The following is a 22,282-nucleotide window of genomic DNA, read 5'->3' as shown; positions in this document are numbered from 1 at the left end:
GTCAGTTGCCATTGTTGAACATGCGGGCATTGCCGGGCTCATAGCCGGAACCCGGGGTCAGGAAGCGGCGGCGCTGCTCCCGGCCCTGTTCGGCAGCGGCTGCACGTTCGGCGTCGGTGAGTGCCTGCGCCCGGCCATTGGCAGCGATGACTGCAGTGAGATCGGCGAGTTGCTGAGCCTGGAGCGCCAGTAGCTGGTTGCCGGCTTGTGTTGCCTGAAGCGCGCCGGCGGCATTCTGGCTCTGGCCGATCAGAGCCGACATCTGGGCACGATTGGTCTCGATGTTTTCCACTGCACCTGCCTGCACTCGCATGGCGTCCTGCAAGCCACCCACGGTGTTTTTCCAGCGTGTCCGCGCGTTGGCGACGAGCTCTTGATCGGAGGCCGACAAGGAGACGCTGCCATATTTCTGTTCGAACATCTGGTCGATCTGCTGCACGTCAAAGGCGATGTTCTGCGCCTGGCTGAGAAGCTGCTGCGTCTTCTGGACCGACTGCTGAAGCTGCTGGAGAGACGAGTACGGTAGGCTCGCCAGGTTCCTCGCCTGGTTGATGAGCATCTGCGCTTCATTCTGGAGACTTTTGATCTGGTTGTTGATCTGCTCAAGCGTGCGGGCAGCGGTGAGCACGTTCTGTGCGTAGTTGGTCGGATCGTAGACAATCCGACCAAAGAAGGCGTGCGCCGGGCTCGTCAGCGCGGGCGAAAGCGCTCCGGTCACAGAAAGAACCGTTGCCGCAATCAAGGCGGCGCGAAGCGTTGAGGGTTGGGTGGTCATGGCGTGGGTTCCTTCTCATACTGGGGGACGAGATTGGTGAGGTTGGGGATGAGGTCGACCGCCCAATCGACGCCGCGGGCGCGCAGCCAGGCGGCGAGGAAGCCGTCGCGGCCATGTTCACCGAGGATCTGCGCAATCAGCGTCTGGTCGGTTTTTGAGGATGCGGCGCAAAGCGCGAGAGCGACCTCGGAAAGCCCGAGTTCAAAGAGCCGGTTGCCCTGCCTAGACTGGCAATAGTAGTCGCGCTTAGGCGTCGCGCGCGCCAGGATCTCGATCTGGCGATCGTTGAGGCCGAAACGTCGGTAGATAGCGGTGATCTGCGGTTCGATTGCGCGTTCGTTCGGCAGCAAGAACCGGGTCTGGCAGCTCTCGATGATAGCGGGCGCGATCGCGGAGCGGTCGATGTCGGACAGCGATTGCGTGGCGAAGACGACGCTGGCGTTCTTTTTGCGCAACGTCTTCAGCCACTCCCGGATCTGGCCGGAGAAGCCATCGTCGTCGAGTGCGAGCCAACCCTCGTCGATGATGATGAGCGTAGGCGACCCGTCGAGCCGGTCCTCGATGCGGTGAAAGAGATAAGAAAGCACCGCAGGCGCGGCAGCCGTACCGACCAGCCCCTCGGTTTCGAAGGCCTGGATAGATGTCTCGCCGATCCGCTCGAACTCGGCGTCAAGTAGCCGGCCATAAGGACCTCCGACGCAGTAGGGGCGTAGTGCCTGTTTCAGGTCATTTGACTGGAGCAGGACGTTGAGGCCGGTGATTGTGCGCTCGTGGACCGGAGCACTGGCGAGAGAGGTCAGTGCCGACCACAGATGCTCCTTGATCTCTGGCGTGATCGTGACGCTTTCACGTACCAGGATCGAGACAATCCAGTCAGCTGCCCAGGCACGCTCCGGTACGTGATGGATGCGCGCGAGTGGCTGGAGTTGTACCGGCTCGCCAGTATCACCAGTCAGGTCGCCACCAAGATCGTGCCAGTCGCCGCCCATGGCGAGCGTAGCGGCGCGGATCGAGCCGCCGAAATCGAAGGCGAAGACCTGCGAATGGCGATAGCGGCGGAACTGCAGTGCCATCAGGGCGAGCAGCACTGATTTGCCAGCACCTGTTGGGCCTACGATCAGCGTGTGACCGACATCGCCGACATGAAGGCAAAAACGGAACGGGGTTGAGCCTTCGGTCTTACCGTATAGCAGAGGGGGCGCTGCGAAATGCTCATCTTTTTGTGGTCCTGCCCAAACAGCCGAAAGCGGGATCATGTGGGCTAGATTGACCGTGGAGAGCGGCGGTTGCCGCACATTGGCGTAGACGTGACCGGGCAACGAACCTAGCCAGGCGTCGACGGCATTTATGGTCTCGGGCGTGCATGTGAAGTCGCGCCCCTGGATGACCTTCTCGGCGAGCCGCAGCTTTTCGTCGGCGACACGCGGATCGGCATCCCAGACGGTGAGCGTCGCAGTGACATAAGCCTGTGCGGCATAGTCGGCGCCCAGTTCCTGCAGGGCGAGATCGGCGTCGGCAGCCTTGTTGGCCGCGTCTGTGTCGACCAAAGCAGCAGCCTCGTTGGTCATCACCTCCTTGAGGATTGCTGCGATCGACTTGCGCTTGGCGAACCATTGCCGCCTGATCTTGGTCAGCAGCTTCGTCGCGTCAGCCTTGTCGAGGAGGATTGCGCGGGTCGACCAACGATAGGGGAATGCGAGACGATTGAGCTCGTCGAGGATTCCAGGCGTGGTCGCGGTCGGAAAGCCGACGATGGTGAGAATACGAAGATGTTGGTCGCCAAGACGTGGCTCGAGCCCGCCAGCGAGGGGCCGGTCCGCGAGCAGCGCGTCAAGATGCATCGGCGTCTCGGGAACGCGCACTCGATGACGTTCGGTCGAAATGCAGGCATGGAGATAAGACAGAGTCTCGACATCGTCGAGCCATGCGCAATCCGGCATGAAACCTTCGACGAGTTGCAGCACACGGTCGGTGCGGTCGATGAAGCCGGCGACGATCTCGTGCGGATCGACGCCGCTTTCGGCTTTGCCTTCATAGAGCCAGCTTTCCGCGCGCGCGGTGTCCTCGGCTGGGGGCAGATAAGTGAAGGTCAGGAAATAGCAGGACTCGTAGTGGGCTCCGGCCTCTTCGAAGCCGGCCTTGCGTTCGGCATCGACCAGGGCGGAGGCGGGGTCTGCGAATGTGCTTTCCGGATAGGCACCGGCTGCATGACGCTGGGCTTCGACGAAGATCGCCCAGCCCGAGCCGAGGCGGCGGAAAGCGTTGTTAAGACGGCTTGCGATGCTGACCAACTCAGCTGCGACCGAACTGTCGAGATCCGGGCCGCGGAATCGGGCGCTGCGCTGGAGACTGCCATCCTTGTTGAGGACAACGCCCTCGCGCACGAGCGCTGCCCAGGGCAGGAAGTCCGAGAGGCGGGCATTTCGGTTTCGGTATTCGGCAAGGTTCATCATGGCGATTACCTCACGCCCTGAGGTGGCCGGGGATGCGCAGATGCCTGCGCACAACCTCGGCGAACATCGGATCTCGCTTGGCGGCCCAGGCGGCAGCAAGGTGCCCGATCAACCCCAGCGCGATCCCAATGATCCAGAGCCGCAGGCCGAGCCCGAGGGCCGCAGCCAATGTGGCGTTCAGGATGGCGATCGAGCGTGGGGCGCCGCCGAGCAGGATGTGTTCCGTGAGCGCCCGATGAACAGGTGCGCTGAAGCCTGGGACTGGTTCCTCCATCAGACAAGCGCTCCGCCGCCGAAGCTAAAGAAGCTGAGGAAGAAGCTCGATGCGGCGAAGGCGATCGAGAGGCCGAAGACGATCTGGATCAGACGTCGGAAGCCGCCCGAGGTGTCGCCGAAAGCGAGCGTCAGACCGGTCACGATGATGATGATCACGGCGATGATCTTGGCGACCGGGCCCTCGATTGACTGCAGGATCTGCTGCAGTGGCTGTTCCCAGGGCATGGACGAGCCCGCGGCGTGTGCGACAGGGGCGACCGCGAGTGCGAGGGCGGTGACCGAGCAAAATGCCGCGATACGGCGTCCGGCTTGGGAAAAGGGTGGGGTCATCAGGAGGTTCCTTCGTTGTTGGAGTTGATGGGGGCGATGCGATAGTCGCCGCCGGGGTCGAGCCCCTCGACGCGAGCAAGTTCAGCAAGTCGTCGGGCGGAACCGCGCCCGGAAAGGACCGCGACGAGGTCGATGGTTTCCGCGATCAGTGCGCGCGGGACGGTGACGACGGCTTCCTGAATGAGCTGCTCGAGGCGCCGCAGGGCGCCGATTCCAGTGCCGGCATGGAGGGTGCCGATGCCGCCGGGATGGCCGGTGCCCCAGGCTTTGAGGAGATCTAGCGCTTCGGAGCCGCGCACTTCGCCGATTGGAATGCGGTCGGGTCGCAGGCGAAGCGACGATCGAACGAGATCGGATAGGGAGATCACGCCTTCTTTGGTACGAAGGGCCACGAGATTGGGCGCGGCGCATTGCAGTTCGCGCGTGTCCTCGATCAGGACGACGCGATCTGAGGTCTTGGCGACTTCCGCAAGAAGGGCATTGGTGAGCGTGGTCTTGCCAGTCGACGTGCCACCAGCAACCAGAATGTTGGCGCGCGCCGCAACTGCCTGACGCAGCGCAGTCGCCTGCTGCGCGGTCATGACGCCGGCTGCAACATAGTCGTCGAGGGTGAAGACGGCGACAGCCGGCTTTCGGATCGCGAAGGCGGGTGCTGCGACGACAGGCGGCAGAAGCCCTTCGAACCTCTCTCCCGTTTCGGGCAACTCCGCCGAAACACGCGGATTGCCGGAATGTACTTCGGCGCCGACATGGTGGGCGACGAGGCGAATGATGCGTTCGCCGTCTGCGGCCAGGAGCGTGCAACCTGTATCTTCAAGCCCGCCGGAGAGGCGATCGATCCAGAGCCGCCCATCGGGGTTCAGCATCACCTCGACGATGGACGGATCTTCCAGAAACCCGGCGATCGCGGGTCCCAGTGCGGTGCGCAGCATGCGCGCACCGCGCGAGGATGCTTCTGAGTGTCGTTGAGAAGTCGCCACGTAGTCCCCGTTCTCGTTCCGGTGGCGCGCCGCGCGACCCTGATCGGGGATGATTAAGAGAGCCAGAAATCAGGCAGGTTCAACAGGTTTCAGGGGGCGTAGTAGAGTAGCGTGAAAATACAGGCGAATGGCGGGGAGCTACGTCTTATGACCAGGCATCTGGTGATCGATACCAGCATGATGCGATCTCATGACTTGCGGAAGCATCTGTCGGAAACAGAAACGACATTGCTGTTTTGGCGGATGGCACATGGGTAGCGGCCTATGAGGGAACGCTCGTCCGTCGCCTGCTCGCGGCGTATTACCATGTGCTGCCGGGCCGCCTTAGATGCGTAGAACTTACATCGCAACGACGCCGAGATGCCGTATCGGCTTGGCTCCGGAAACCGCCTCCGCTGCGCGTACAATGCCCTGCGCGTCGATGCCATAGTGCCGGTATAGATCGGCAATGGTGCCCGTCTGGCCGAAATGCTCGACGCCGAGCGGCCGAATGCGGTGGCCATGGACAGACCCGATCCACGCCAGCGTGGCGGGGTGACCATCGACCACTGTGATCAGCCTGCAGTGGGGCGGTATCTCCTCGAGCAGGCGCTCGATATGGCTTCTGGCGTGTATCAGGCCGCGTTCGCGTGCCCGCTGGGCCGCAGTCCATCCGGCGTTGAGCCGGTCGGCCGAGGTAATGGCGAGCAGGCCGACATCTCGCCTGTCTTCCCCCATCAGCCCGACCGCCTCGATCGCTTCGGGAGCGACGGCGCCCATATAGACGACCACCACCTCGGCATTGGGGCCGGGCTTGCGCATCCAGTAGCCGCCGTTGACGATCTCTTCCGAAAGTCTGGGGCCGATCTGGCGGTTCACCTGGTCGATGGATCGGGTTGAAAGCCTGAGGTAGACCGAACCGCCGACGGCATCCCTGAGCCAGGTTGCCTCGTCCGGCACGGCCTCGCCGGAGCGTTGGATGTAGTCGAAGGAGAAGCGCAGTATGGTCGCCAGTTCGTCGACAAAAGCGGGCTCGAAGGCCGCCAACCCGTCTTGCGCCATGCCGATCAGTGGGGTCGCTATCGACTGGTGAGCGCCACCTTCCGGCGCCAGCGTGACGCCGGATGGCGTCGCGGCGACAATGAAGCGGGCGTCCTGGTAGCAGGCATAATTCAGCGCATCGAGACCGCGTTCGATGAACGGGTCGTAGAGGGTTCCAACCGGCAACAGGCGCTCGCCGAAGATCGAATGCGAAAGACCCAGCGCCGACAACATGATGAACAGATTCATCTCGGCGATGCCGAGCTCGATGTGCTGGCCCTTGGGCGAGAATTCCCAGTTGAAGGTCGACGGGATGCGTTCCTTACGAAACAGGTCGGCCATTTCGTTTCGCGCGAACAGGCCGCGGCGGTTAACCCAGGCGCCGAGATTTGTAGACACAGTGACGTCGGGTGAGGTTGTGACGATGCGCCGTGCGAACTCGCTGTCCTGTTTGCCGATCTCGTGCATCAGCAGGCCAAAACCCTGCTGGGTCGAAATTTGAGGCTGGGCGGGCGCCTGCAATACCTCGGGCACGTCGATTTGCGCCGACGCATAGCGCCTCTTGCCCTTGGCTATGAAAGGCGCCTTGCGAACAAAATTGGCTACCTGCACCGCCGGTTGGACAAGGCCTTCGAATGGCTCCCATTCGTGGCCAGGCCGCACACCATGCGCGGCGCGCAGGCTGTCGACTTGCGCTGGGTTCATGAGGCCGGCGTGATTGTCCTTGTGGCCGGCGAGCGGAAGACCGAACCCCTTGATCGTATAGGCGATGAAGCAGACCGGGCGGTCATGCGTACGGGCCTTTTCGAATGCTTCTATCAGCGTCGGCAGGTCGTGGCCGCCGAGATTGGTCATCAGTTGCGACAGTTCCTCGTCACTGCGGCTCTCGATCAGCCGTGAAACCGCGCCTTGGTCACCCATATCGTCGAGCAGGCGCTTCCTCCAGGCAGCGCCGCCTTGGAACGTCAAGGCCGAATAGAGCTGGTTCGGGCAGCGGTCGATCCATTGCCGAAGGGCTTCGCCCCCTGGTTCGGCAAAAGCCTGCTCCTGCAACTGTCCGTATTTGAGCAGAACGACATCCCAACCGAAGTTTTGAAACAGGGATTCGAACCGTTCCCACAGGCCCTCGCGCACGACCGCGTCGAGGCTTTGCCTGTTGTAGTCGACGATCCACCAGGTGTTACGCAGGCCATGCTTCCACCCTTCCAGAAGCGCCTCGAAGATGTTGCCTTCGTCCATCTCGGCGTCGCCGATTAGCGCGATCATCTTTCCGTCGGGCAGCTGCTTGGCCATCCCTTTGGTGTGCAGATAGTCTTGGACCAGCGAGGCAAACAGCGTCTGCGCAACGCCGAGGCCGACCGAACCGGTCGAGAAGTCGACGTCGTCCACATCCTTGGTGCGGGATGGATAGGATTGTGCGCCCTTGTAGCCGCGAAAATTCTGCAGCTTTTCCAAGGTCTGGTTGCCAAACAGATACTGGATTGCGTGGAACACCGGACTCGCATGCGGCTTGACCGCCACCCGGTCCTCGGGCCGGAGGATTTCGAAATAAAGCGCCGTCATGATCGTCGCCAGGGACGCCGACGACGACTGGTGGCCGCCAACTTTAAGCCCATCGTCGCTGGGACGGATATGGTTGGCATTGTGGATCATCCAGGTGGCGAGCCACAGTACTTTTTTCTCCAGTGCTGCCAGCAACTCCAGTCGATCTTTTTCCACGAAATCCTCCCTCGAATTTGTGACGACCATAACTGGATGATCGCAGCGATTTCAGTCAATTTTGACTGCAGAGAGCGGAAGTATTGGCTGGTTTTGCGAAAAGTGTCCCGATATATGACGAACTATGGCAAAACCAATCATCGATGCGATCGACCGCAAAATCCTGACAATCCTGCAATCTAACGCGCATGCGACGAGCGACGAGATTAGCCGGGAAGTCGGGCTCTCCCCGTCGCCCTGCGCCCGCCGGGTTCGGAATCTGGAAGAGATGGGCGTGATCAAAAGTTACGTGGCCGTTGTCGACCAGGTGAAGGTCGGCCTGCCGATCAGCGTCTTCGCCTCGATTAAGCTGGAGCGGCAGCGGGAGGAAGAACTTGACCGGTTCGCCAGGGCCGTCCAGCGCTGGCCGGAGATCGTCGAATGCTACCTGATGACAGGTCAGCGCGACTACCTGCTTCGGATCGTCGTGAAGGACCTCGAGGCTTACGAAGCTTTCCTCAAGCGAACGCTCACCCGGCTCGAAGGCGTTGCCTCGATTGAATCGAGCTTCGCGTTGGGGCAGGTGAAGCACGCGCAGCCGCTGCCGATCGAATAACCGCCACAAGACCATCCAAGCGAACGCCCGCTCCAGCATTGCGCTTCCTGCCTTCTATCAAGTCGAGCACGGTGCGGGCGGCCTCGGGTACATTGGTGCCTGGCACGGACATTGCCGAGACGCGACCGATACTCGCTGGATTCTCTCCGCGAAATCCGAGTGAGCCTCAACCATCGTGGTCGCTCCTAAAGGCCGCCTTCGGTCGTGTGATGCTGATCAACATCATCTGGAATCTCTCGCAGAAAACTCTGGCCCTTCTGCAGTCGCTTGCCGAGTGTTTCGACGAAGCCTTCGAAACGCTCTCGTCCCTTGGCCTGAGCCGCAGCTTGCGCCTCAGGCGGCAGTGGTGGGGTAATCGAAAGCCAGAAGCGCACGAAAAGGGCGAGGGTTTCCGCGGTCACACCAAGATCACGCTCCATTCGCTGGATCTGCCTGGACAGTCGGTCGAGCCGGCGTGCGAAGGCTGCTTCGCGTGCATCGGCATGGTCAGGCGACAGGAACGAACTGACAGCCGCCTCCACGATGGCCGACCTGGGCAATTTCTTGCGATCGGAAAGCTCGTTGATGCGCCCGATGAGCTCCACCGGCAGGGTGAGATTGAGCCGATCACGCATGCCCTAGAGCTCCATACCGTCGCCTGGGTCGAGTGCGACCTGGCGTGCGATGCCGCTCATCTGACGGCGCAGCGCCTGACGACGCCGAACGGCGTCCTCCGGCTCGTCGTCGAGGATATGCGCGAACTCCTGAGCAGGCGTATGATCCGTGGTTTCTTTTGCGATGGCCACGTGTTCGGGGAGCTCCGGTTCGCGGCGCAGCCCCGCATTGGCGCTGTCTGGCACTTCAGCGGTTGCTGATACGGGATGGGGATCCTGCGGTAGGACTGTCGACCAGTTGTCGCGTCGGCTGGTCCTGTCCAATTCGGATGGATCCGGCGGCTCCATGACGCGTTCGCGGAAGCGCACATCCTCATAGTAGCGCGCCTTTGTTGCCCGTATCGGCGGCGTACCTGCGATCATGACGATTTCTTCGGCCGGTGGTAGTTGCATGACTTCACCGGGGGTGAGAAGGGGCCGTGCCGTTTCTGAACGCGAGACCATCAGGTGCCCGAGCCATGGCGAGAGCCTGTGGCCGGCATAGTTCTTCATCGCCTTCATTTCTGTGGCTGTGCCGAGAGCATCGGAGACGCGTTTGGCGGTCCGCTCGTCATTGGTCGCGAAACTCACCCGCACATGGCAATTGTCGAGGATCGAGTTGTTGGCGCCGTAGGCCTTTTCGATCTGATTCAGCGACTGAGCGATGAGAAAGCTCTTGATGCCGTAGCCGGCCATGAAGGCAAGCGCGGACTCAAAGAAATCGAGGCGACCGAGAGCTGGGAACTCGTCGAGCATCATGAGGATGCGATGCTTGCGTTTCGTGGTGTGCAGGTCCTCGGTGAGCCGTCGGCCGATCTGGTTGAGGACGAGGCGGATCAGTGGCTTTGTTCGGGATATGTCCGATGGCGGGACGACCATGTAGAGCGTCGTCGGCTTTGCCTCGGCTGTGAAATCCGCGATGCGCCAGTCGCAACGGCCAGTCACTTCCGCGATGACCGGATCGCGATAGAGGCCGAGGAAGGACATGGCAGTAGAGAGCACGCCGGATCGTTCGTTGTCGGATTTGTTGAGGAGCTCGCGCGCCGTCGACGCGACAACCGGATGCGGGCCGGCCTCGCCGAGATGCTTCGTCGTCATCATCGCTGCTAGCGTTGCTTCGATCGGGCGGCGTGGATCGGAGAGAAAGGCGGCGACGCCGGCAAGGGTTTTATCTTCCTCGGCATAGAGGACATGCAGGATCGCACCGACCAGAAGGGAGTGGCTGGTCTTTTCCCAGTGATTGCGTTTGTCGAGCGAACCTTCCGGGTCGACCAGAATATCGGCAACGTTCTGCACGTCGCGCACCTCCCAATCGCCGCGACGAACCTCAAGCAGGGGATTGTAGGCGGCTGATTTCGGATTGGTTGGATCGAAGAGCAGTACGCGACCATGCCTGTTACGGAAGCCGGCTGTGAGTTGCCAGTTCTCGCCCTTGATGTCGTGAACGATTGCAGAGCCCGGCCAGGTCAGGAGCGTAGGCACCACAAGGCCGACGCCCTTGCCGGAACGTGTCGGCGCAAAGCACAGCACATGCTCGGGCCCGTCATGGCGCAGATAATCGTGATCGAGCCGGCCAAGCACGACGCCGTCCGAGCCGAGAAGCCCTGCGGCCTCCACCTCCGTCCTTTGGGCCCATCTGGCAGAGCCGTAGGTCTGGACGTTCTTGGCCTCGCGAGCGCGCCAGACCGACATGCCGATGGCGACGGCGATCGCGATGAAGCCGCCTGAGGCCGCAATGAAGGCGGCCCTGTTGAAGATCTCGGGTGCGTAGGCTTCGAAGAAGTACCACCACCAGAATAACGCGGGCGGATAGTAGATCGCGACACCACCGAGCTTGAACCAGGGCGTGCCGAGCTGCGCCTGATACCCAAGCTGCCAGGCAACATATTGGGTCGCAGCCCAGGTCGTGGCGATCACGATCAGAAGGACCACTGCGATTGGCCCCCAGAGGATTTTGGTCGCTGACATGCGTGATCTCTTTCCGTGGTTGTCAGAGGCCGAGGTCGCGCTTGCGGCCGACAGTGAGTTCTATGCCGCCGCTGACCTTGGTCATGCCGGCGACATGCTGACCGAGCTTGCGATCGAGGTCGCGCGACCACGGCACGAGCTGGAAGCCGAGACCGCTATCAATCATCGCGAAGCGGCCGGACGAGAGAGCAAGCCGCTGGCGCACGACGCCCTCGACGTGCTGGCCGGCTATCGTTTTCACATGCGGCAGACCGGTCTCGGCCGAAAGCTTCTCGCCGACGGCATCGAGCTCGCGGCGGCGGAGCGTGGCGAGGAGATCTCTTTGCATGATGATACGCTGGCCGTCGCGCCGGGCGCGTCCTTGATCGGCGAGAAGTTCGGCCCGCGCCTGCATGGCCTCGCGTACCTCGCGGCCAAAACCGGCCTCCGACAGCGGCATGGCATCGCGCTCGACTAGGCGATGATCGATCCAGGTAGCACCGGGTGCTGTGACCTGCGCTTGAAGGTCGAGATCGGACCGCAACGCAAGCACCAATGTCGGGCGTTGGTCGTGCGTGCCACTGAAGTGACGGACTTCAACAATGCCGCCATTTGCGGGAGCCAGATCGAAGGCTTCGACGCCCCGGAGGCGGACATGGTGAGCACGACCGTCGACCCCATCGATGACGGCGTAGGCCTCGCCGGTCAGCTCGTCGTGAAGGCCGCGATCGACAAGTCGCCCAATGATCGGCAAGCCGGAGGTTCCGCCGTCGACCGCATAATCGCCAACGCCGCGATCCTGGCCGCGCTCGGTGAAGGCGCGGTGCATCGTCTTGATGATATCGCCGCGCATGCCGAGATCGCGCAGAGTGCGTTCGGCTTCGAGACCAACGACCCATTCTCCAGAATTGCCCTGAATGGCGAGCCCTAACTTCTCGATATGCTGGAGCCGGCCGACCATGAGGCGCCGGAGCTCCGGATCAACTGTTGCGGATCGGTCTGGCCTGAGATCGACGTAGCCGGTCTCATCGGCTGCGCGCTGGATCTCTCGGTCGATCCGCGTCCAACGCTCGGCGGTGATTTCCTTTTCAAGTGCGCTGTGGATTTCGTGCTCCGGCTTCGGGCCGAGCTCGATATCGACGAGATCGTCGGCGCGGGAGCGCAGACCGCGGCTAATATAGTCGCGAGAGACGACGAGGTCGGCGCCGACCTCGTCGACGCCGCGCACGAGCAGATGCACATGCGGGTTGTCGGTGTTCCAGTGGTCGACGGCGATCCAGTCGAGGCGGGTACCAAGATCGGCTTCCATCTGGCGCGCCAGATCTCGGGTGAAGGCCTTGAGGTCGGTCATTTCGGCTGCGTCCTCCGGCGAGACGATGAAGCGGAAATGATGCCGGTCGTCCTTGCAGCGATTGGCGAAGGCGAGATCGTCGGCACGATCGGTGTTGGCGTCGAACATCATGCCCTTCTCTCCATCTCGGCTGACGCCCTCGCGCTTGAGATACGAGACATGGGCGGAGAACGGTGCTGAACGGAATGCCCGCCCCTGATGGCGGGCGATACGCGCCTTGATGACGACGCGGCGACGCGAGGAGAAGATGCGGGAGCGTCCGAAGACATTGCGCCCGCGTCCGAAGGTCGAGCGGCCGAGCCGGTTTCCCGCCTTGCTTAAGGGGGCGCCGCCGGAGATGTGGCCGGCGCGCTTGGCCGCGGTGAGGACCTGATTGACGAAGCTCTTGGTCCTCGGCGCCTTCGTCGAACGAATGCTCCCTGGCTGGATGCGGAAGTCGCGGTCACCCTCGCTCATGACTATGCCCGCGGTTGTGAGCGGAGGCTGGTCGTGCATCTCGAAGCATTGAAAACATTGGAACAATTCGGGCAGCATGCCCGCGACCGCCCGGCATGCACCGGAAAACGCAAGCCATGCCAATGGCTTAACGCATTTCGGGCATGCGCTTTTATCTCGCCGTCCTCTGTCGTTTCGTAAGCGTCCGGTCCCGACACCTCGTTGGCGTAGTGCAAAATCGCTGCATGTGGAGTTCCTTCGTAGCATGGAGGGTCTCCGGTGAATTTGAGACATTTCGAGAACACGGCGCGTAAGTCCTTCTGGGTGATTCATGTCGAAGCGTGGCGTCAGAGCGGGTTGGCGCGCACGACCTATTGCCGCCATCACCATCTCAACCGGCGTACGTTCGAGCGCTGGCTTGACCACCTGATGGGCAAGGAAGCAGCGCGCAAACATGCGGAATCGCAGGCACAATTGCGCCGAGAAGGGTGTCCGCAACAACGCCAGAAAGGGCCGCGCCGGCGTCAACGCCAACGTTTTGGCGTGAGCACGGATGTGCGCAATCGTGCGCTCCGGGCGTTCTGGGCAATGCATGTCGAGGCGATGAACTGGAGCGGCATGGGCGTTCGCGAATACGCCGCGGCACTGCAGCTTTCGCCCTACGCGCTGCGCCGTTGGCGTGACCGCTTGGAGGATGGCGAACTGGATATCGACTGGCGGGCACATCTTCATCCCTCCGCCCGCCCGACCGTTAGTGATATCACTAACGGCGCGACGTCCGAAAACAGCTTGACAGGGCGTCCAGATGACACTCCCGCCGCGCGCGGCCGCCGGTTCTTCACGGACGCACAGAAGCTCACCATCGTGCAAGAGAGTGAAGCTGCAGGTGCAACGGTCTCGGCTGTCGCGCGCCGGCATGGGATCGCGACCGGCATCCTGTTTCGCTGGCGCGCGGAATTCGGCGTGACGCAGAAGAAGCAAGCGAAACTGGCATCTGTGACGCTGGCAACGGACGCGGCAGCGGCACTCGCGCTGCAGAACCTTGTGCAGCCCCCTGACGGGATGATGGCAATCGAACTGCCGGATGGGCGGCGTGTCTTTGCACCTGCAGGCAGTGATCCTGTTGCAGTACGAGCGTTCGTCGACAGCGGAGGGACTGCATCATGATGATCGTTCCGGCGGGGGTGAAGGTGCATCTGGCGCTGGGTCACACCGACATGAGGAAAGGCCTCGACGGGCTCGCCATGCTGGTCCAGGCAACGCTGAAGCAGGACCCGTTCTCGGGTCATCTGTTTGCCTTCAGGGGAAAGAAGGCGTCGCTGCTCAAGATCCTGTTCTGGGACGGCAACGGGCTGTGTCTGTTCACCAAGCGGCTCGACCAGGGCAGCTTCGTGTGGCCACGTATGGCAGGTTATGACGGCTCGATCACATTGACGCCGGCACAGCTTGCCATGCTGATCGAGGGCATCGATTGGCGCGCCCCGGAGCGTGTCTGGAGACCGGCGCTGGCCGGCTGAAAACGGTCCGCCGATCGACACGGAAACCGCTGGAATCCTTGGGTTTTTGAGCGGTTCATGGTAGATTCGATCATGTTGATCGACCTCGACAATCTGCCGTCCGATCCAGCACTTTTGCAGCGTCTGCTGCGCGATATGGCAGCTGCCGTCGAGAGCCGTGATGGCGAGATCGAGCGCCTCCAATCGATCATCAAGAAGCTCCAGCGGGCGCAGTTCGGCCGGCGTTCCGAGCGCCTCGATCCCGACCAACTGGCGCTCGCACTGGAAGACCTCGATGCCGACATCGCCCGCATCCGGGAGAGCACACCGAGCATCCATCCACCGTTGGAGCGGCCATCCCACCGCAAGGCGCTGCCCGATCATCTGCCGCGTGAGGACGTACGGCTCGACATCGAAGAAGCGTATTGTGTGTGCTGTGGCGGCGCACTTCATGCGATCGGCGAGAGCGTCAGCGAGATGCTCGACTGGATCCCGGCCCAGCTTCGCGTGGTCCGCATCACGCGCCCGAAATACGCCTGCCGTGCCTGCGAGACGGTAGCGCAAGTGGCTGCGCCGGAGCGGTTGATCGCCGGCGGATTGGCAACGCCGGCACTTCTGGCGCAGGTTCTGGTCTCCAAATACTGCGATCACACGCCGCTCTACCGGCAATCGCAGATCTTCGCCCGGCATGGTGTCGATCTGGCGCGCTCGACGCTGGCTGGATGGGTCGGCGGCGCATGCTGGTGGCTGGAAGCTCTGCACGAGCGGCTGGTGAAGAACGTGTTCGCCTCCAACCATCTGTTCGCCGACGACACACCGGTGCCGGTGCTCGATCCGGGCCGTGGGCGCACCAAGACGGGGCGGTTGTGGGTCTATGCCCGTGAGCAGCGACCCTGGGCCGGACCCGAGCCGCCGGCAGCAGTCTACCTGTTTGCGCCGGACCGAAAGGCCGAGCGCCCGGTATCGCATCTTCAGCACTTCAAAGGCGTGCTGCATGTCGATGGTTATGCCGGCTTCGAACAGCTCGCTGCCCGTGGCGATATCGTTCTTGCCGCCTGCTGGGCGCATACGAGGCGCAAGTTCTATGACGTGGTCGAAGCGACCGGATCGCCCGTAGCGACTGAAGCCTTGCGCCGGATCGGTGAAATCTATGCCGTCGAGGCGGATGTGCGCGGACAGGCGCCGGCCCTTAGGCTTGCGGCGCGGCTGCAGCGATCGAAACCCGTTGTTGCCGCCTTCCATGCCTGGCTGGAAGCGCAGCTCCAGCACATCTCCGGACGCAGCACGCTTGCAGAAGCGGTCCGCTATGCGCTGTCGCGTTGGACCGGACTGACCCGCTTCCTCACCGATGGTCGTGTCGAGCTCGACACCAACCCGGTCGAGCGGGCCATCCGTCCCGTTGCGCTCGGCCGCAAGAACCACTTGTTCGCCGGCAGTGATGGTGGCGGTGACCGCTGGGCGATCGTCCGTTCTCTCATCGAAACTGCCAAGCTCAATGACGTTGAGCCCTACGCCTATCTCGCCGACGTACTGCAGCGCATGCTTGACGGGCATCCCGCCAGCGGCCTCGACGAACTCCTGCCATGGGCGTGGAAAGCGCAAAATCCCGTCAATAGCTGACATCACGTGCAGCCCCCGGACGCATACGTCGTTTCTCCAGCACCAACGCCGTACATTGCCCAGCGCTGCCGGATGCCCGCCACACACCGCCATTCTGCGACGACAGTCAAAACGGGTCTCCCATACCGGTGCGCGCGGCGAAGAGGCAGTTCGAGCGCGGCTTGATGGCAATGGCATCGGGCATAACGGAGCGCTCCGCGGCTGCACTATTCTCGCGCTCGAACGGCGTCGGCTCAGTGCCGGCGGCGGCTCGAACGAAAAGCGGCGAGCTGGGCCACGGCAGCGTTGCCGCACCGCCAGATGCCACCGGCGTCGACGCCCACTCGGTGAATGAACCGCCGTCGATCAGAGGGGAAAGTGTTTCGACATAGGCCAGGGTTTCGGCCGGTAAAGGGTGTCCGTTGAGATAGGCTTCGTAGCGTGCCGGCCCCGCATTATATGCGGCGAGGAAACCAGGAGAGCCGAAGCGATCGTGCATCTCACGCAGATAGGCGGTGCCCGCCAGGATGTTGTCGCGCGGATCGAACGGGTCCTGTCCGAGAAGCCATCGGGCGCGTAGCTCGTCCCAGGTACCAGGCATGATCTGCATCAGGCCAAGCGCGCCGGCGCTGGACACGGCGCGCTCGTCGCCTGCGCTTTCCTTGCCTAAGACGGCGTGTATCCAAGCAGCCGGAACTGCGAAGCGTCGAGAAGCTTCGGCGATGTGGGCGGCGTAAGGATCAGTGGGTACCGCGTTGGCTTGGGCGATGCACGGGCCGACCGAGCAGGCTGACAAAAGGAGGCCGGAAAGAAGACGAAGCGCGAACCGGCGAACCGGATGTCGCTGTCCGGCGACCGATCGGCTGCGCGTTGGGCGCAGCCGAGAAGCGATAGAAACGTTGCGGCAGGGCATGACTCAAGCCGTCTCGCTGCGGTCGCGTGGACGGCTCCAGTGCAACGACCATGCGGTTGCGTCGTCACTATTCCGGAAAAGGCGTGCGCGGATCGGTTCGTGGAAGGTCGGGTCGTCGAACTGCAACGAGACATACTCCCCTGCCTTCTCGCTGGCGCGTGTCCAGCCTGCGCCGATCTCCGGTCCGTCATCGGTGCCGCGCAGCACGCGATAGTCGGGTGTGTTGTCACCGTCGCCTGGCTCGCTCGGAACGATGGTGAGTTCGAGGTCGAGCGTGAATGTGTGGATGCGGCCTGAGAAGCTGCCTCCTTCGCGCATGAACTGTCCGATCTGTGGCATGGATAACTTCCTTGCTGGTTTGGCGGTGGTGGGAGTGGCGGCGAAACGTAAGCCGCCGCTGGCGCGCTCACCGCGTTGACGCGCGCCATTCGAAGCGGCCGTCACCTTCCTCGTCGGTCCAAAGAGGGATGGCGCGGCCGAAGATGCGGTCGAGGGAAGTCGGGCCGAAGTAGCGGCCGTCCAGGCTGTCGCGGACCTCCCAGTTCATGAGGAAGATTTCGCCGCTGGAGATGCTCAGGCATCCGCGCCAGGCCGGCAGTGGACGGCCCGCACGATCGTGCTCAAGCGCGGTTCCAGCCTCGATGCCGTCGACGGTGATGAGGACGTTTGTGCGGCAGACGGTTTGCCCGGAGACCGCGCGAACACGCTTGAGTAGCGGCAGGCCTTTCGGCAGATAGCCACGCGCGGCGAGGAAGGTCGCGAGAGGCTCCGGCGCATCGACGGCGACTAGATCCGTGACTTCGAGGGAGCTATTGAAATCGAGGGCGTAGAGGCCGATCGGTGCGCTGGCCGAGACGTTCCAGATCAGCCTGATCGGCATCGGCGCGAGCGCCGGATAGCCGACGCTTGCCGTCGCGAGTGCGGTCGTGAGGAGGATACCGAAACGGCTCATGGCTTCACCCTCAAGCGTTGAAGGAAGCCCCGATGCTGCTCGAGCGTGTACGACCGCGGCTCTAGGCCCGCTGTCATTCGGTTATGAATGTGTCGCCAGTGATCGGGCGATACGGCTTCGGGATCGATGCCCAGACGTTCAATTGCATCTATCGCCTGAAGCACGCGCTCGACCTTGGGCCAGCTATCGACCTTGAGCAGGATGTCGCCGCCTGGACGCACGAATGGCAGCGTCTGATAGGCTTCGCCGCGTGCGACCGCCCGAACAATATCGATCCTTGAGATCACTGTGCCGAAGTCATTGGAAGCCCAACGGACGAAGGCGAAGATCGTGCCGGGCTGGAAAAAGAGGAGGCGACGGCGGCGATCTATACGTTGTTCGTGTGCTGCCTGACCGAAGCGGATCCAGTACTCGATCTTCTTCTCGACAAAGGTCAGCTCGACATGGGTGAGGAGCGCGACGTTCATGACGCGCCCTCCACCAGCGTGGAGTGGTCGTCCTCATCCTTGCGACAGCAGGGGAGCGTTAGAAAGATTCTGAAAGAATCTGGGTTAGTGACGTTACGCCGACCGCAAGGCACTGAAAGACGGCGAGGAATCGTCAGTTCCAGTCCCTGATAGCACGAGGATCGGGTCCCCGATGGCACGATAGGGGCAGTCCCCAATAGCACGAGCGTATTCACAGCTTATCCCCGAAGCGCGCTGATGATTTCCGAGCCGGGCGCGGTGAGGCGGCAGGATTGGTGGCGACGAAGGTGAGGACATCCGGTCCGTCGACCTGGAGTTCGATGCCGAGGCGGTAGCCAGGCAGCGGTTGTCGTCGGGCAATGTCGCGCAGGTCGTATGCGAAGTGCTTGAGCGGTGAGAGGCTGCCGGACTTGTGGTGCAGATGGGCGAAGTCGAATCTCCAGCCGAAGCGCTGGTGTCCGCCATGCTTGCGCACGATGCGGTATAGCCAACGCTCGAGGCCTCCTGTCAGATCGAAATAAGCCCGGTCGATGGTGAGCACGAGCGCGTCGTCAAGGACGGCGCGATAGAACCAATCCGGCAAGATCAGTTCGACGCCGACTGGGCGTCCATCCCGGTCGGTCCGCTCTTGCCATTCATTCAGCCAGGAGAAGCGATGGCGCCGGCCCTCGGCTGGCTGACGGATGGAGGTCGCGATCGTGGTAGACTGGAGACGATCAAGCGCTGCTTTCAGGCGCTGATAGTCACGTGAGCTGACGCCGCGCCCGGTAAAGGTCAGGATCTCGTAGGGCGTCGCAGCCATCAGTCGTGATGTCCGAAGTCCGGCGTCACGGGCATTGACGATCTGGCTGGCGGCCCAGATCAGGATGTCTGCGTCCCAGATCGTTGCCATGCCATGATCCGGCACGGCTTCGACCCTGATGGTGATGCTGCCGGCCTTGAAGTCGATGGGTGCTGTCCGTTTGGACTTTGCGAGGGAAAAGAATGGATAGGCCATGAGATCCTGTGCATCGCGGGGAGCGAAGTCGCCTGGGAGCGCATGGAACAGATCAAGCTGTCCGCGCTCCGAAGGTGGACAAGTACGCGCCGTCAAGGGGAAGAGCCGAGCGATCAGCGGGCCAATCGGCCGGCATGTGCCGCGGGGATGAGAGAATGGCGTTTGGCGGGCAGGACGGTACCTCGCGGGTCGGAGGTCGAGGTCATGGCTCCGCGATTTGCCCAGGCCTGGAGATCGTCGATTGAGTAGACGACCCGGCCGCCGAGTTTGCGATAGCCTGGGCCCGTTCCGTAGGTGCGGTGCTTTTCGAGTGTCCTGGCCGACAGGCTCAGAAACGTGGCCGCTTCCTTGGTGCGCAGAAAGCGCGGTGGCAGCCCGGCGTTTCGACCGTTCATCGGGATATCTCCATCACATTGTGAAAGCCGCTGGGATCAAGCGGCGGACATGGGCGATGATGGAGAAGGGCTCCAGCGTTGTTCAGGTGCGGAATGGATGGAGCCTATTTCGCACGGACAGGCATATTGTCGCCGGACTTTGGCACCGGCTTCAGGCGTCGCGCCGTCGGAACCGCAGTAGCTTGCGGTAGCCGCCTTCAATCATTCTGTAGCCATCGCGTATGAGGCGCAGCGTTGTGTAACGAAATGGCGAATCTTGCCATTCCTCAGCGATGATGAAGCGGGGACCGAACAGGGCGTGGGCTATATCGAAATGGGAAGCCCCTTCGATTCGGCCGTCGAGAGCGCGAAGCATATGGCCGAGGCGAGTGCGTTGCGATGACGTCAGGCGTTTATCAGGCACTCTGCTTCCCTTGGACGATCTGATGAACCTATCCAGGGATGAAAGTCGTTCGGAGGCCTTGGCGTCGAGGGGTACTATCGCAGCCAGGGGATGGGTACAGTCAGTGCCGTAAAGCAGCGCGATCTGGTAGCTGTTTGCTGTCGAGAGGGTACGCAGGTGTTCACCGAGCTCGTCACGTTTTGAAACAGCTGGCGGCAAAGTGGCGACGACGTCCGCGTCGTCTGCCAGCAGCGGCGGCGTGTTGACGAGCAGGATAACACCCGGATCAACATCGGGTGTCCAGTAAACCGGCTGCTTGGTTGCCGGGCGATCAGGATTGGCTGGAAAATCGAAGCCCCCACTGCGACCGCAGTTCGTTCGGGGACATGGAATTCGGCGTGGAGTTTATTTGCTGCATGTCTGCGAATTCGCGCTGATAGGCTGGATTGCGGCGCAGGAATTCCCAGGCGAGGGCATCCGGAGTGACGTTGCTTATGAAATCGTAGGCCTGCGAGCTACGCCACTCAGACGAATCCGGCTTCATGCATCCTCCTGCAAAATTGCGGACCATCCCCGTAATGCAGTGGAAAAGCAGAGAGAATCCCGGAAAACCGGGATTGACCGGAAGTGATTGATGGGATGTGCGCCTACCTCAGGCTGTCGAATGAGGTCGGCGCCCGACCACCAAGTTTTTTCTTGAGGCTTTGTAATGTGCTGGCCAGTCAATTAGCCCCGACGTCGGTCACAAGCTTGAACAGGCAGTCACCGGGAGCGGCGAGGGCCGGTGCGCGGCGGCAGGCGACGAGGCCGGACTGCGCGAAACGGATTTCTTCAGGCTGTCTGGGGAGACCTTCGACTGGAAAAAGGAAGCCTCCGGATTGGCCGGCTTCGACAGAGTCGCCGAGTTCGACAGCAGGTTCGAAGATGCCATGAATGGGGGCATAGGTGAACGCGCCCCTCCCGGCGACCCGCATCAGCCGGACAGGCGACGCCGGTTTGGTTTCGGCATTGGGCAAGACGCCGATGTGCTTGAGGACGCGGTATATGCCCTGGCTGGCGATGGCCTCGCCAGCACTTGAGAAGGTGCCGCCTCCTCCCAACTCGGTTGTGAGGGTTGGAACGCCAAGAGCCTGGGCAACTGCAGAAAGAGTGGTTGCCCCTCCGCCACCGCTGCCGTCGCTAATGGATCCGATGGGAGCGCCGAAGACCTGCATGAGTTCCATGAGCCTTGCGGTGTCGGCTCCCGTTTTGCCAACGCGTATCAGGCAGCAGGAAAGATACGACAGGGATCTGCCGCCTGAATGCAGGTCAATGACGATGTCGGCCATCGAAAGCAGAACCGAGCTGACATAGTGGGCGATCATCTGGGTTGGGGTGCCGTTCGCCTCGCCCGGGAACAGGCGGTTGAGATTGCCTTCGTCGAGCGGGGAGAGGCGTCGCCCCGCAACGGCGGCGGGATAGTTCAGCGCAGGCAGGATGAGGATACGGCCGCGCACGTCGCGGGGTTCGACCTGACGAGCCAGCTTGCCCAGTGCCACCTGGCCCTCATACTCATCGCCATGATTGCCGGCGATCAAAAGTGCGGTCGGCCCGCCACCGTTCCTGATGCAGGTGATCGGGATGGGAATGACGCCATAGGCGGACTGGTCGGTCGAGAACGGCAGTCGCAGCCAGTCGTGCTGCTTGCCATCCCTGTTGAAGTCAAGAGTTGTCCATATGCGCGTCTCGCCCGCCGGCAGTATCTCCATGTCAGTGCAACAGCGTGTTGAGGAAGCTGCGGGCGCGGGGATGGCTGGGTGTCGAAAAGAACGCCACCGGCGAGGCCTGTTCGACAATGCTGCCCTGATCCATGAACACCACCTGGTCGGCAACTTCACGGGCAAAGCCCATCTCATGGGTGACGCAGATCATCGTCATGCCTTCGTGAGCCAGCCCGGTCATGACGTCGAGCACCTCCTTGACCATTTCGGGATCGAGCGCGGAGGTCGGCTCGTCGAACAGCATCAGCCGCGGGTTCATGCAAAGCGCACGCGCAATCGCCACCCGCTGCTGCTGTCCACCTGAGAGCTGTGCAGGGTATTTGTCGGCCTGTTCGGGAATGCGGACCTTTTCCAGGAAATGCCGCGCCAGGCTCTCGGCTTCGTTGCGTGGCATGGAGAGAACCCGGCGCAGCGCAAGCGTGCAGTTCGACAACACAGTCAGATGCGGAAACAGGTTGAAGCTCTGGAACACCATTCCGGTCTGCCGGCGGGCCAGGGCTGTCTCCCTGGCATTATCGCCCAGCCGGGTTGTTTCAAGCGTCACGGTTCCCTGCTGATATGCTTCAAGCCCATTGAGGCAGCGGATCAGGGTGGACTTTCCCGAACCGGAGGGTCCGCAGATCACAAAGCGGGAACCGCTTGGGATAGTGAGGTTGACCTCCTTCAACACATGGAAGGCGCTGTACCACTTGTTGAGCGAGGATATCTGGACGGCAGGTTTGTCGTCTGAATGGGTCATGGGGTCTCTCTACAGTTCGCTTGAAAGCAGCGAGCTAGGTGTCTGGTTTTGTGAGGACGTCATCGGCCG

23 protein-coding genes are annotated in these 22,282 nt (G+C 62.2%); 4 read left to right on the top strand and 19 right to left on the bottom strand.

Annotation, left to right across the window (positions count from 1 at the left end):
- Position 1: 1 nt before the first annotated feature.
- The 6 genes from trbJ to N7E70_RS25345 all read right to left on the bottom strand — a co-directional run bounded on the left by trbJ (position 2) and on the right by N7E70_RS25345 (position 7,487).
- Positions 2 to 775: a P-type conjugative transfer protein TrbJ gene (gene trbJ / locus N7E70_RS25370; RefSeq protein WP_067965099.1), complete on the bottom strand. Its 774-nt coding sequence runs from the start codon at positions 773 to 775 to the stop codon at positions 2 to 4.
- On the bottom strand, positions 772 to 3,228 hold the full coding sequence (gene trbE / locus N7E70_RS25365; RefSeq protein WP_067965097.1) for a conjugal transfer protein TrbE: 2,457 nt from the start codon (positions 3,226 to 3,228) through the stop codon (positions 772 to 774). The genes trbJ and trbE overlap by 4 nt, the downstream gene beginning before the upstream one ends.
- A 10-nt stretch (positions 3,229 to 3,238) precedes the next feature.
- The gene (locus N7E70_RS25360; RefSeq protein WP_067965095.1) at positions 3,239 to 3,502 is read right to left on the bottom strand and encodes a VirB3 family type IV secretion system protein; all 264 of its coding nucleotides are present in this window, start codon (positions 3,500 to 3,502) and stop codon (positions 3,239 to 3,241) included.
- On the bottom strand, positions 3,502 to 3,834 hold the full coding sequence (locus N7E70_RS25355) for a TrbC/VirB2 family protein (RefSeq protein ID WP_067965093.1): 333 nt from the start codon (positions 3,832 to 3,834) through the stop codon (positions 3,502 to 3,504). Before N7E70_RS25355 ends, N7E70_RS25360 begins: the two co-directional genes overlap by 1 nt.
- Positions 3,834 to 4,766 (bottom strand): P-type conjugative transfer ATPase TrbB, encoded by a 933-nt coding sequence (gene trbB, locus N7E70_RS25350; RefSeq protein WP_154385359.1) that lies wholly within the window; start codon positions 4,764 to 4,766, stop codon positions 3,834 to 3,836. Before trbB ends, N7E70_RS25355 begins: the two co-directional genes overlap by 1 nt.
- Positions 4,767 to 5,153: 387 nt before the next feature.
- Positions 5,154 to 7,487: a transketolase gene (locus tag N7E70_RS25345; RefSeq protein WP_246670782.1), complete on the bottom strand. Its 2,334-nt coding sequence runs from the start codon at positions 7,485 to 7,487 to the stop codon at positions 5,154 to 5,156.
- A 190-nt stretch (positions 7,488 to 7,677) separates the two neighbouring features.
- Between N7E70_RS25345 and N7E70_RS25340 the strand changes: the two genes are divergently transcribed.
- On the top strand, positions 7,678 to 8,148 hold the full coding sequence (locus tag N7E70_RS25340; protein WP_067965088.1) for an Lrp/AsnC family transcriptional regulator: 471 nt from the start codon (positions 7,678 to 7,680) through the stop codon (positions 8,146 to 8,148).
- A 185-nt stretch (positions 8,149 to 8,333) separates the two neighbouring features.
- Here the strand turns inward: N7E70_RS25340 and N7E70_RS25335 are convergent, their stop codons facing one another.
- The 3 genes from N7E70_RS25335 to N7E70_RS25325 are packed head-to-tail and all read right to left on the bottom strand — an operon-like array spanning position 8,334 to position 12,534.
- On the bottom strand, positions 8,334 to 8,762 hold the full coding sequence (locus N7E70_RS25335) for a ribbon-helix-helix protein, CopG family (protein WP_067965086.1): 429 nt from the start codon (positions 8,760 to 8,762) through the stop codon (positions 8,334 to 8,336).
- A 3-nt stretch (positions 8,763 to 8,765) separates the two neighbouring features.
- Complete coding sequence (locus N7E70_RS25330) at positions 8,766 to 10,748, bottom strand: conjugal transfer protein TraG (protein WP_154385362.1); 1,983 nt, start codon at positions 10,746 to 10,748, stop codon at positions 8,766 to 8,768.
- A gap of 22 nt (positions 10,749 to 10,770) precedes the next feature.
- Positions 10,771 to 12,534, bottom strand: coding sequence for a relaxase/mobilization nuclease domain-containing protein (locus tag N7E70_RS25325; RefSeq protein WP_263007970.1), 1,764 nt, complete (start codon positions 12,532 to 12,534; stop codon positions 10,771 to 10,773).
- Positions 12,535 to 12,792: 258 nt separating this feature from the next.
- Here N7E70_RS25325 and tnpA point away from each other — a divergent pair, with 258 nt between their 5' ends.
- From tnpA to tnpC, 3 genes are all read left to right on the top strand, one after another.
- Complete coding sequence (tnpA, locus tag N7E70_RS25320; RefSeq protein WP_263006072.1) at positions 12,793 to 13,680, top strand: IS66-like element accessory protein TnpA; 888 nt, start codon at positions 12,793 to 12,795, stop codon at positions 13,678 to 13,680.
- A complete protein-coding gene (tnpB, locus tag N7E70_RS25315) occupies positions 13,677 to 14,030 on the top strand; it encodes an IS66 family insertion sequence element accessory protein TnpB (protein ID WP_214393463.1) in 354 nt (117 codons plus the stop codon). Before tnpA ends, tnpB begins: the two co-directional genes overlap by 4 nt.
- A gap of 72 nt (positions 14,031 to 14,102) precedes the next feature.
- Complete coding sequence (tnpC, locus tag N7E70_RS25310; RefSeq protein WP_263006165.1) at positions 14,103 to 15,629, top strand: IS66 family transposase; 1,527 nt, start codon at positions 14,103 to 14,105, stop codon at positions 15,627 to 15,629.
- Between the two features lie 106 nt (positions 15,630 to 15,735).
- Here the strand turns inward: tnpC and N7E70_RS25305 are convergent, their stop codons facing one another.
- The 10 genes from N7E70_RS25305 to N7E70_RS25260 all read right to left on the bottom strand — a co-directional run bounded on the left by N7E70_RS25305 (position 15,736) and on the right by N7E70_RS25260 (position 22,213).
- Positions 15,736 to 16,521, bottom strand: coding sequence for a lytic transglycosylase domain-containing protein (locus N7E70_RS25305; RefSeq protein WP_154385364.1), 786 nt, complete (start codon positions 16,519 to 16,521; stop codon positions 15,736 to 15,738).
- Positions 16,522 to 16,524: 3 nt separating this feature from the next.
- On the bottom strand, positions 16,525 to 16,860 hold the full coding sequence (locus N7E70_RS25300) for a DUF736 domain-containing protein (protein ID WP_154385365.1): 336 nt from the start codon (positions 16,858 to 16,860) through the stop codon (positions 16,525 to 16,527).
- A gap of 67 nt (positions 16,861 to 16,927) precedes the next feature.
- Complete coding sequence (locus N7E70_RS25295) at positions 16,928 to 17,473, bottom strand: S26 family signal peptidase (protein ID WP_154385366.1); 546 nt, start codon at positions 17,471 to 17,473, stop codon at positions 16,928 to 16,930.
- Positions 17,470 to 17,940: a DUF2840 domain-containing protein gene (locus N7E70_RS25290; RefSeq protein ID WP_263007969.1), complete on the bottom strand. Its 471-nt coding sequence runs from the start codon at positions 17,938 to 17,940 to the stop codon at positions 17,470 to 17,472. Before N7E70_RS25290 ends, N7E70_RS25295 begins: the two co-directional genes overlap by 4 nt.
- A 211-nt stretch (positions 17,941 to 18,151) precedes the next feature.
- A complete protein-coding gene (locus tag N7E70_RS25285; RefSeq protein ID WP_263007968.1) occupies positions 18,152 to 18,937 on the bottom strand; it encodes a replication initiator protein A in 786 nt (261 codons plus the stop codon).
- 113 nt (positions 18,938 to 19,050) lie between these two features.
- Positions 19,051 to 19,332 carry a helix-turn-helix transcriptional regulator gene (locus N7E70_RS25280; RefSeq protein ID WP_067965069.1) on the bottom strand — a complete coding sequence of 94 codons (282 nt, stop codon included), beginning with the start codon at positions 19,330 to 19,332 and terminating at the stop codon, positions 19,051 to 19,053.
- A gap of 151 nt (positions 19,333 to 19,483) precedes the next feature.
- Positions 19,484 to 19,933 carry a DUF2285 domain-containing protein gene (locus N7E70_RS25275; protein WP_263007967.1) on the bottom strand — a complete coding sequence of 150 codons (450 nt, stop codon included), beginning with the start codon at positions 19,931 to 19,933 and terminating at the stop codon, positions 19,484 to 19,486.
- A 112-nt stretch (positions 19,934 to 20,045) separates the two neighbouring features.
- Positions 20,046 to 20,258 (bottom strand): transcriptional regulator domain-containing protein, encoded by a 213-nt coding sequence (locus tag N7E70_RS25270; RefSeq protein WP_263007966.1) that lies wholly within the window; start codon positions 20,256 to 20,258, stop codon positions 20,046 to 20,048.
- Between the two features lie 178 nt (positions 20,259 to 20,436).
- Entirely contained in the window at positions 20,437 to 21,252 is an 816-nt protein-coding gene (locus N7E70_RS25265; protein ID WP_269441427.1) for a succinylglutamate desuccinylase/aspartoacylase family protein, read from the bottom strand.
- A 211-nt stretch (positions 21,253 to 21,463) separates the two neighbouring features.
- On the bottom strand, positions 21,464 to 22,213 hold the full coding sequence (locus N7E70_RS25260) for an amino acid ABC transporter ATP-binding protein (RefSeq protein WP_263007964.1): 750 nt from the start codon (positions 22,211 to 22,213) through the stop codon (positions 21,464 to 21,466).
- Between the last annotated feature and the right edge of the window lie 69 nt (positions 22,214 to 22,282).

Origin of the sequence: Aminobacter sp. NyZ550 (assembly GCF_025628925.2) — a bacterium.
GTDB classification, from domain to species: Bacteria; Pseudomonadota; Alphaproteobacteria; order Rhizobiales; family Rhizobiaceae; genus Aminobacter; species Aminobacter ciceronei.
Note: the sequence above shows the minus strand (reverse complement) of the source record. Positions and strands in the feature narration are given on the sequence as shown.

Coding starts and splice junctions, on each gene's coding strand:
- N7E70_RS25325 (WP_263007970.1), bottom strand. CDS start 12,534: ATGAGCGAGGGTGACCGCGACTTCCGCATCCAGCCAGGGAGCATTCGT.
- N7E70_RS25305 (WP_154385364.1), bottom strand. CDS start 16,521: ATGCCCTGCCGCAACGTTTCTATCGCTTCTCGGCTGCGCCCAACGCGC.
- N7E70_RS25260 (WP_263007964.1), bottom strand. CDS start 22,213: ATGACCCATTCAGACGACAAACCTGCCGTCCAGATATCCTCGCTCAAC.
- N7E70_RS25355 (WP_067965093.1), bottom strand. CDS start 3,834: ATGACCCCACCCTTTTCCCAAGCCGGACGCCGTATCGCGGCATTTTGC.
- N7E70_RS25290 (WP_263007969.1), bottom strand. CDS start 17,940: ATGAACGTCGCGCTCCTCACCCATGTCGAGCTGACCTTTGTCGAGAAG.
- N7E70_RS25340 (WP_067965088.1), top strand. CDS start 7,678: ATGGCAAAACCAATCATCGATGCGATCGACCGCAAAATCCTGACAATC.
- N7E70_RS25335 (WP_067965086.1), bottom strand. CDS start 8,762: ATGCGTGATCGGCTCAATCTCACCCTGCCGGTGGAGCTCATCGGGCGC.
- N7E70_RS25270 (WP_263007966.1), bottom strand. CDS start 20,258: ATGAAGCCGGATTCGTCTGAGTGGCGTAGCTCGCAGGCCTACGATTTC.
- tnpB (WP_214393463.1), top strand. CDS start 13,677: ATGATGATCGTTCCGGCGGGGGTGAAGGTGCATCTGGCGCTGGGTCAC.
- trbJ (WP_067965099.1), bottom strand. CDS start 775: ATGACCACCCAACCCTCAACGCTTCGCGCCGCCTTGATTGCGGCAACG.
- tnpC (WP_263006165.1), top strand. CDS start 14,103: ATGTTGATCGACCTCGACAATCTGCCGTCCGATCCAGCACTTTTGCAG.
- N7E70_RS25285 (WP_263007968.1), bottom strand. CDS start 18,937: ATGGCCTATCCATTCTTTTCCCTCGCAAAGTCCAAACGGACAGCACCC.
- trbB (WP_154385359.1), bottom strand. CDS start 4,766: ATGCTGCGCACCGCACTGGGACCCGCGATCGCCGGGTTTCTGGAAGAT.
- N7E70_RS25295 (WP_154385366.1), bottom strand. CDS start 17,473: ATGAGCCGTTTCGGTATCCTCCTCACGACCGCACTCGCGACGGCAAGC.
- N7E70_RS25280 (WP_067965069.1), bottom strand. CDS start 19,332: ATGAACGGTCGAAACGCCGGGCTGCCACCGCGCTTTCTGCGCACCAAG.
- N7E70_RS25345 (WP_246670782.1), bottom strand. CDS start 7,487: ATGATCCACAATGCCAACCATATCCGTCCCAGCGACGATGGGCTTAAA.
- N7E70_RS25330 (WP_154385362.1), bottom strand. CDS start 10,748: ATGTCAGCGACCAAAATCCTCTGGGGGCCAATCGCAGTGGTCCTTCTG.
- trbE (WP_067965097.1), bottom strand. CDS start 3,228: ATGATGAACCTTGCCGAATACCGAAACCGAAATGCCCGCCTCTCGGAC.
- N7E70_RS25300 (WP_154385365.1), bottom strand. CDS start 16,860: ATGCCACAGATCGGACAGTTCATGCGCGAAGGAGGCAGCTTCTCAGGC.
- N7E70_RS25360 (WP_067965095.1), bottom strand. CDS start 3,502: ATGGAGGAACCAGTCCCAGGCTTCAGCGCACCTGTTCATCGGGCGCTC.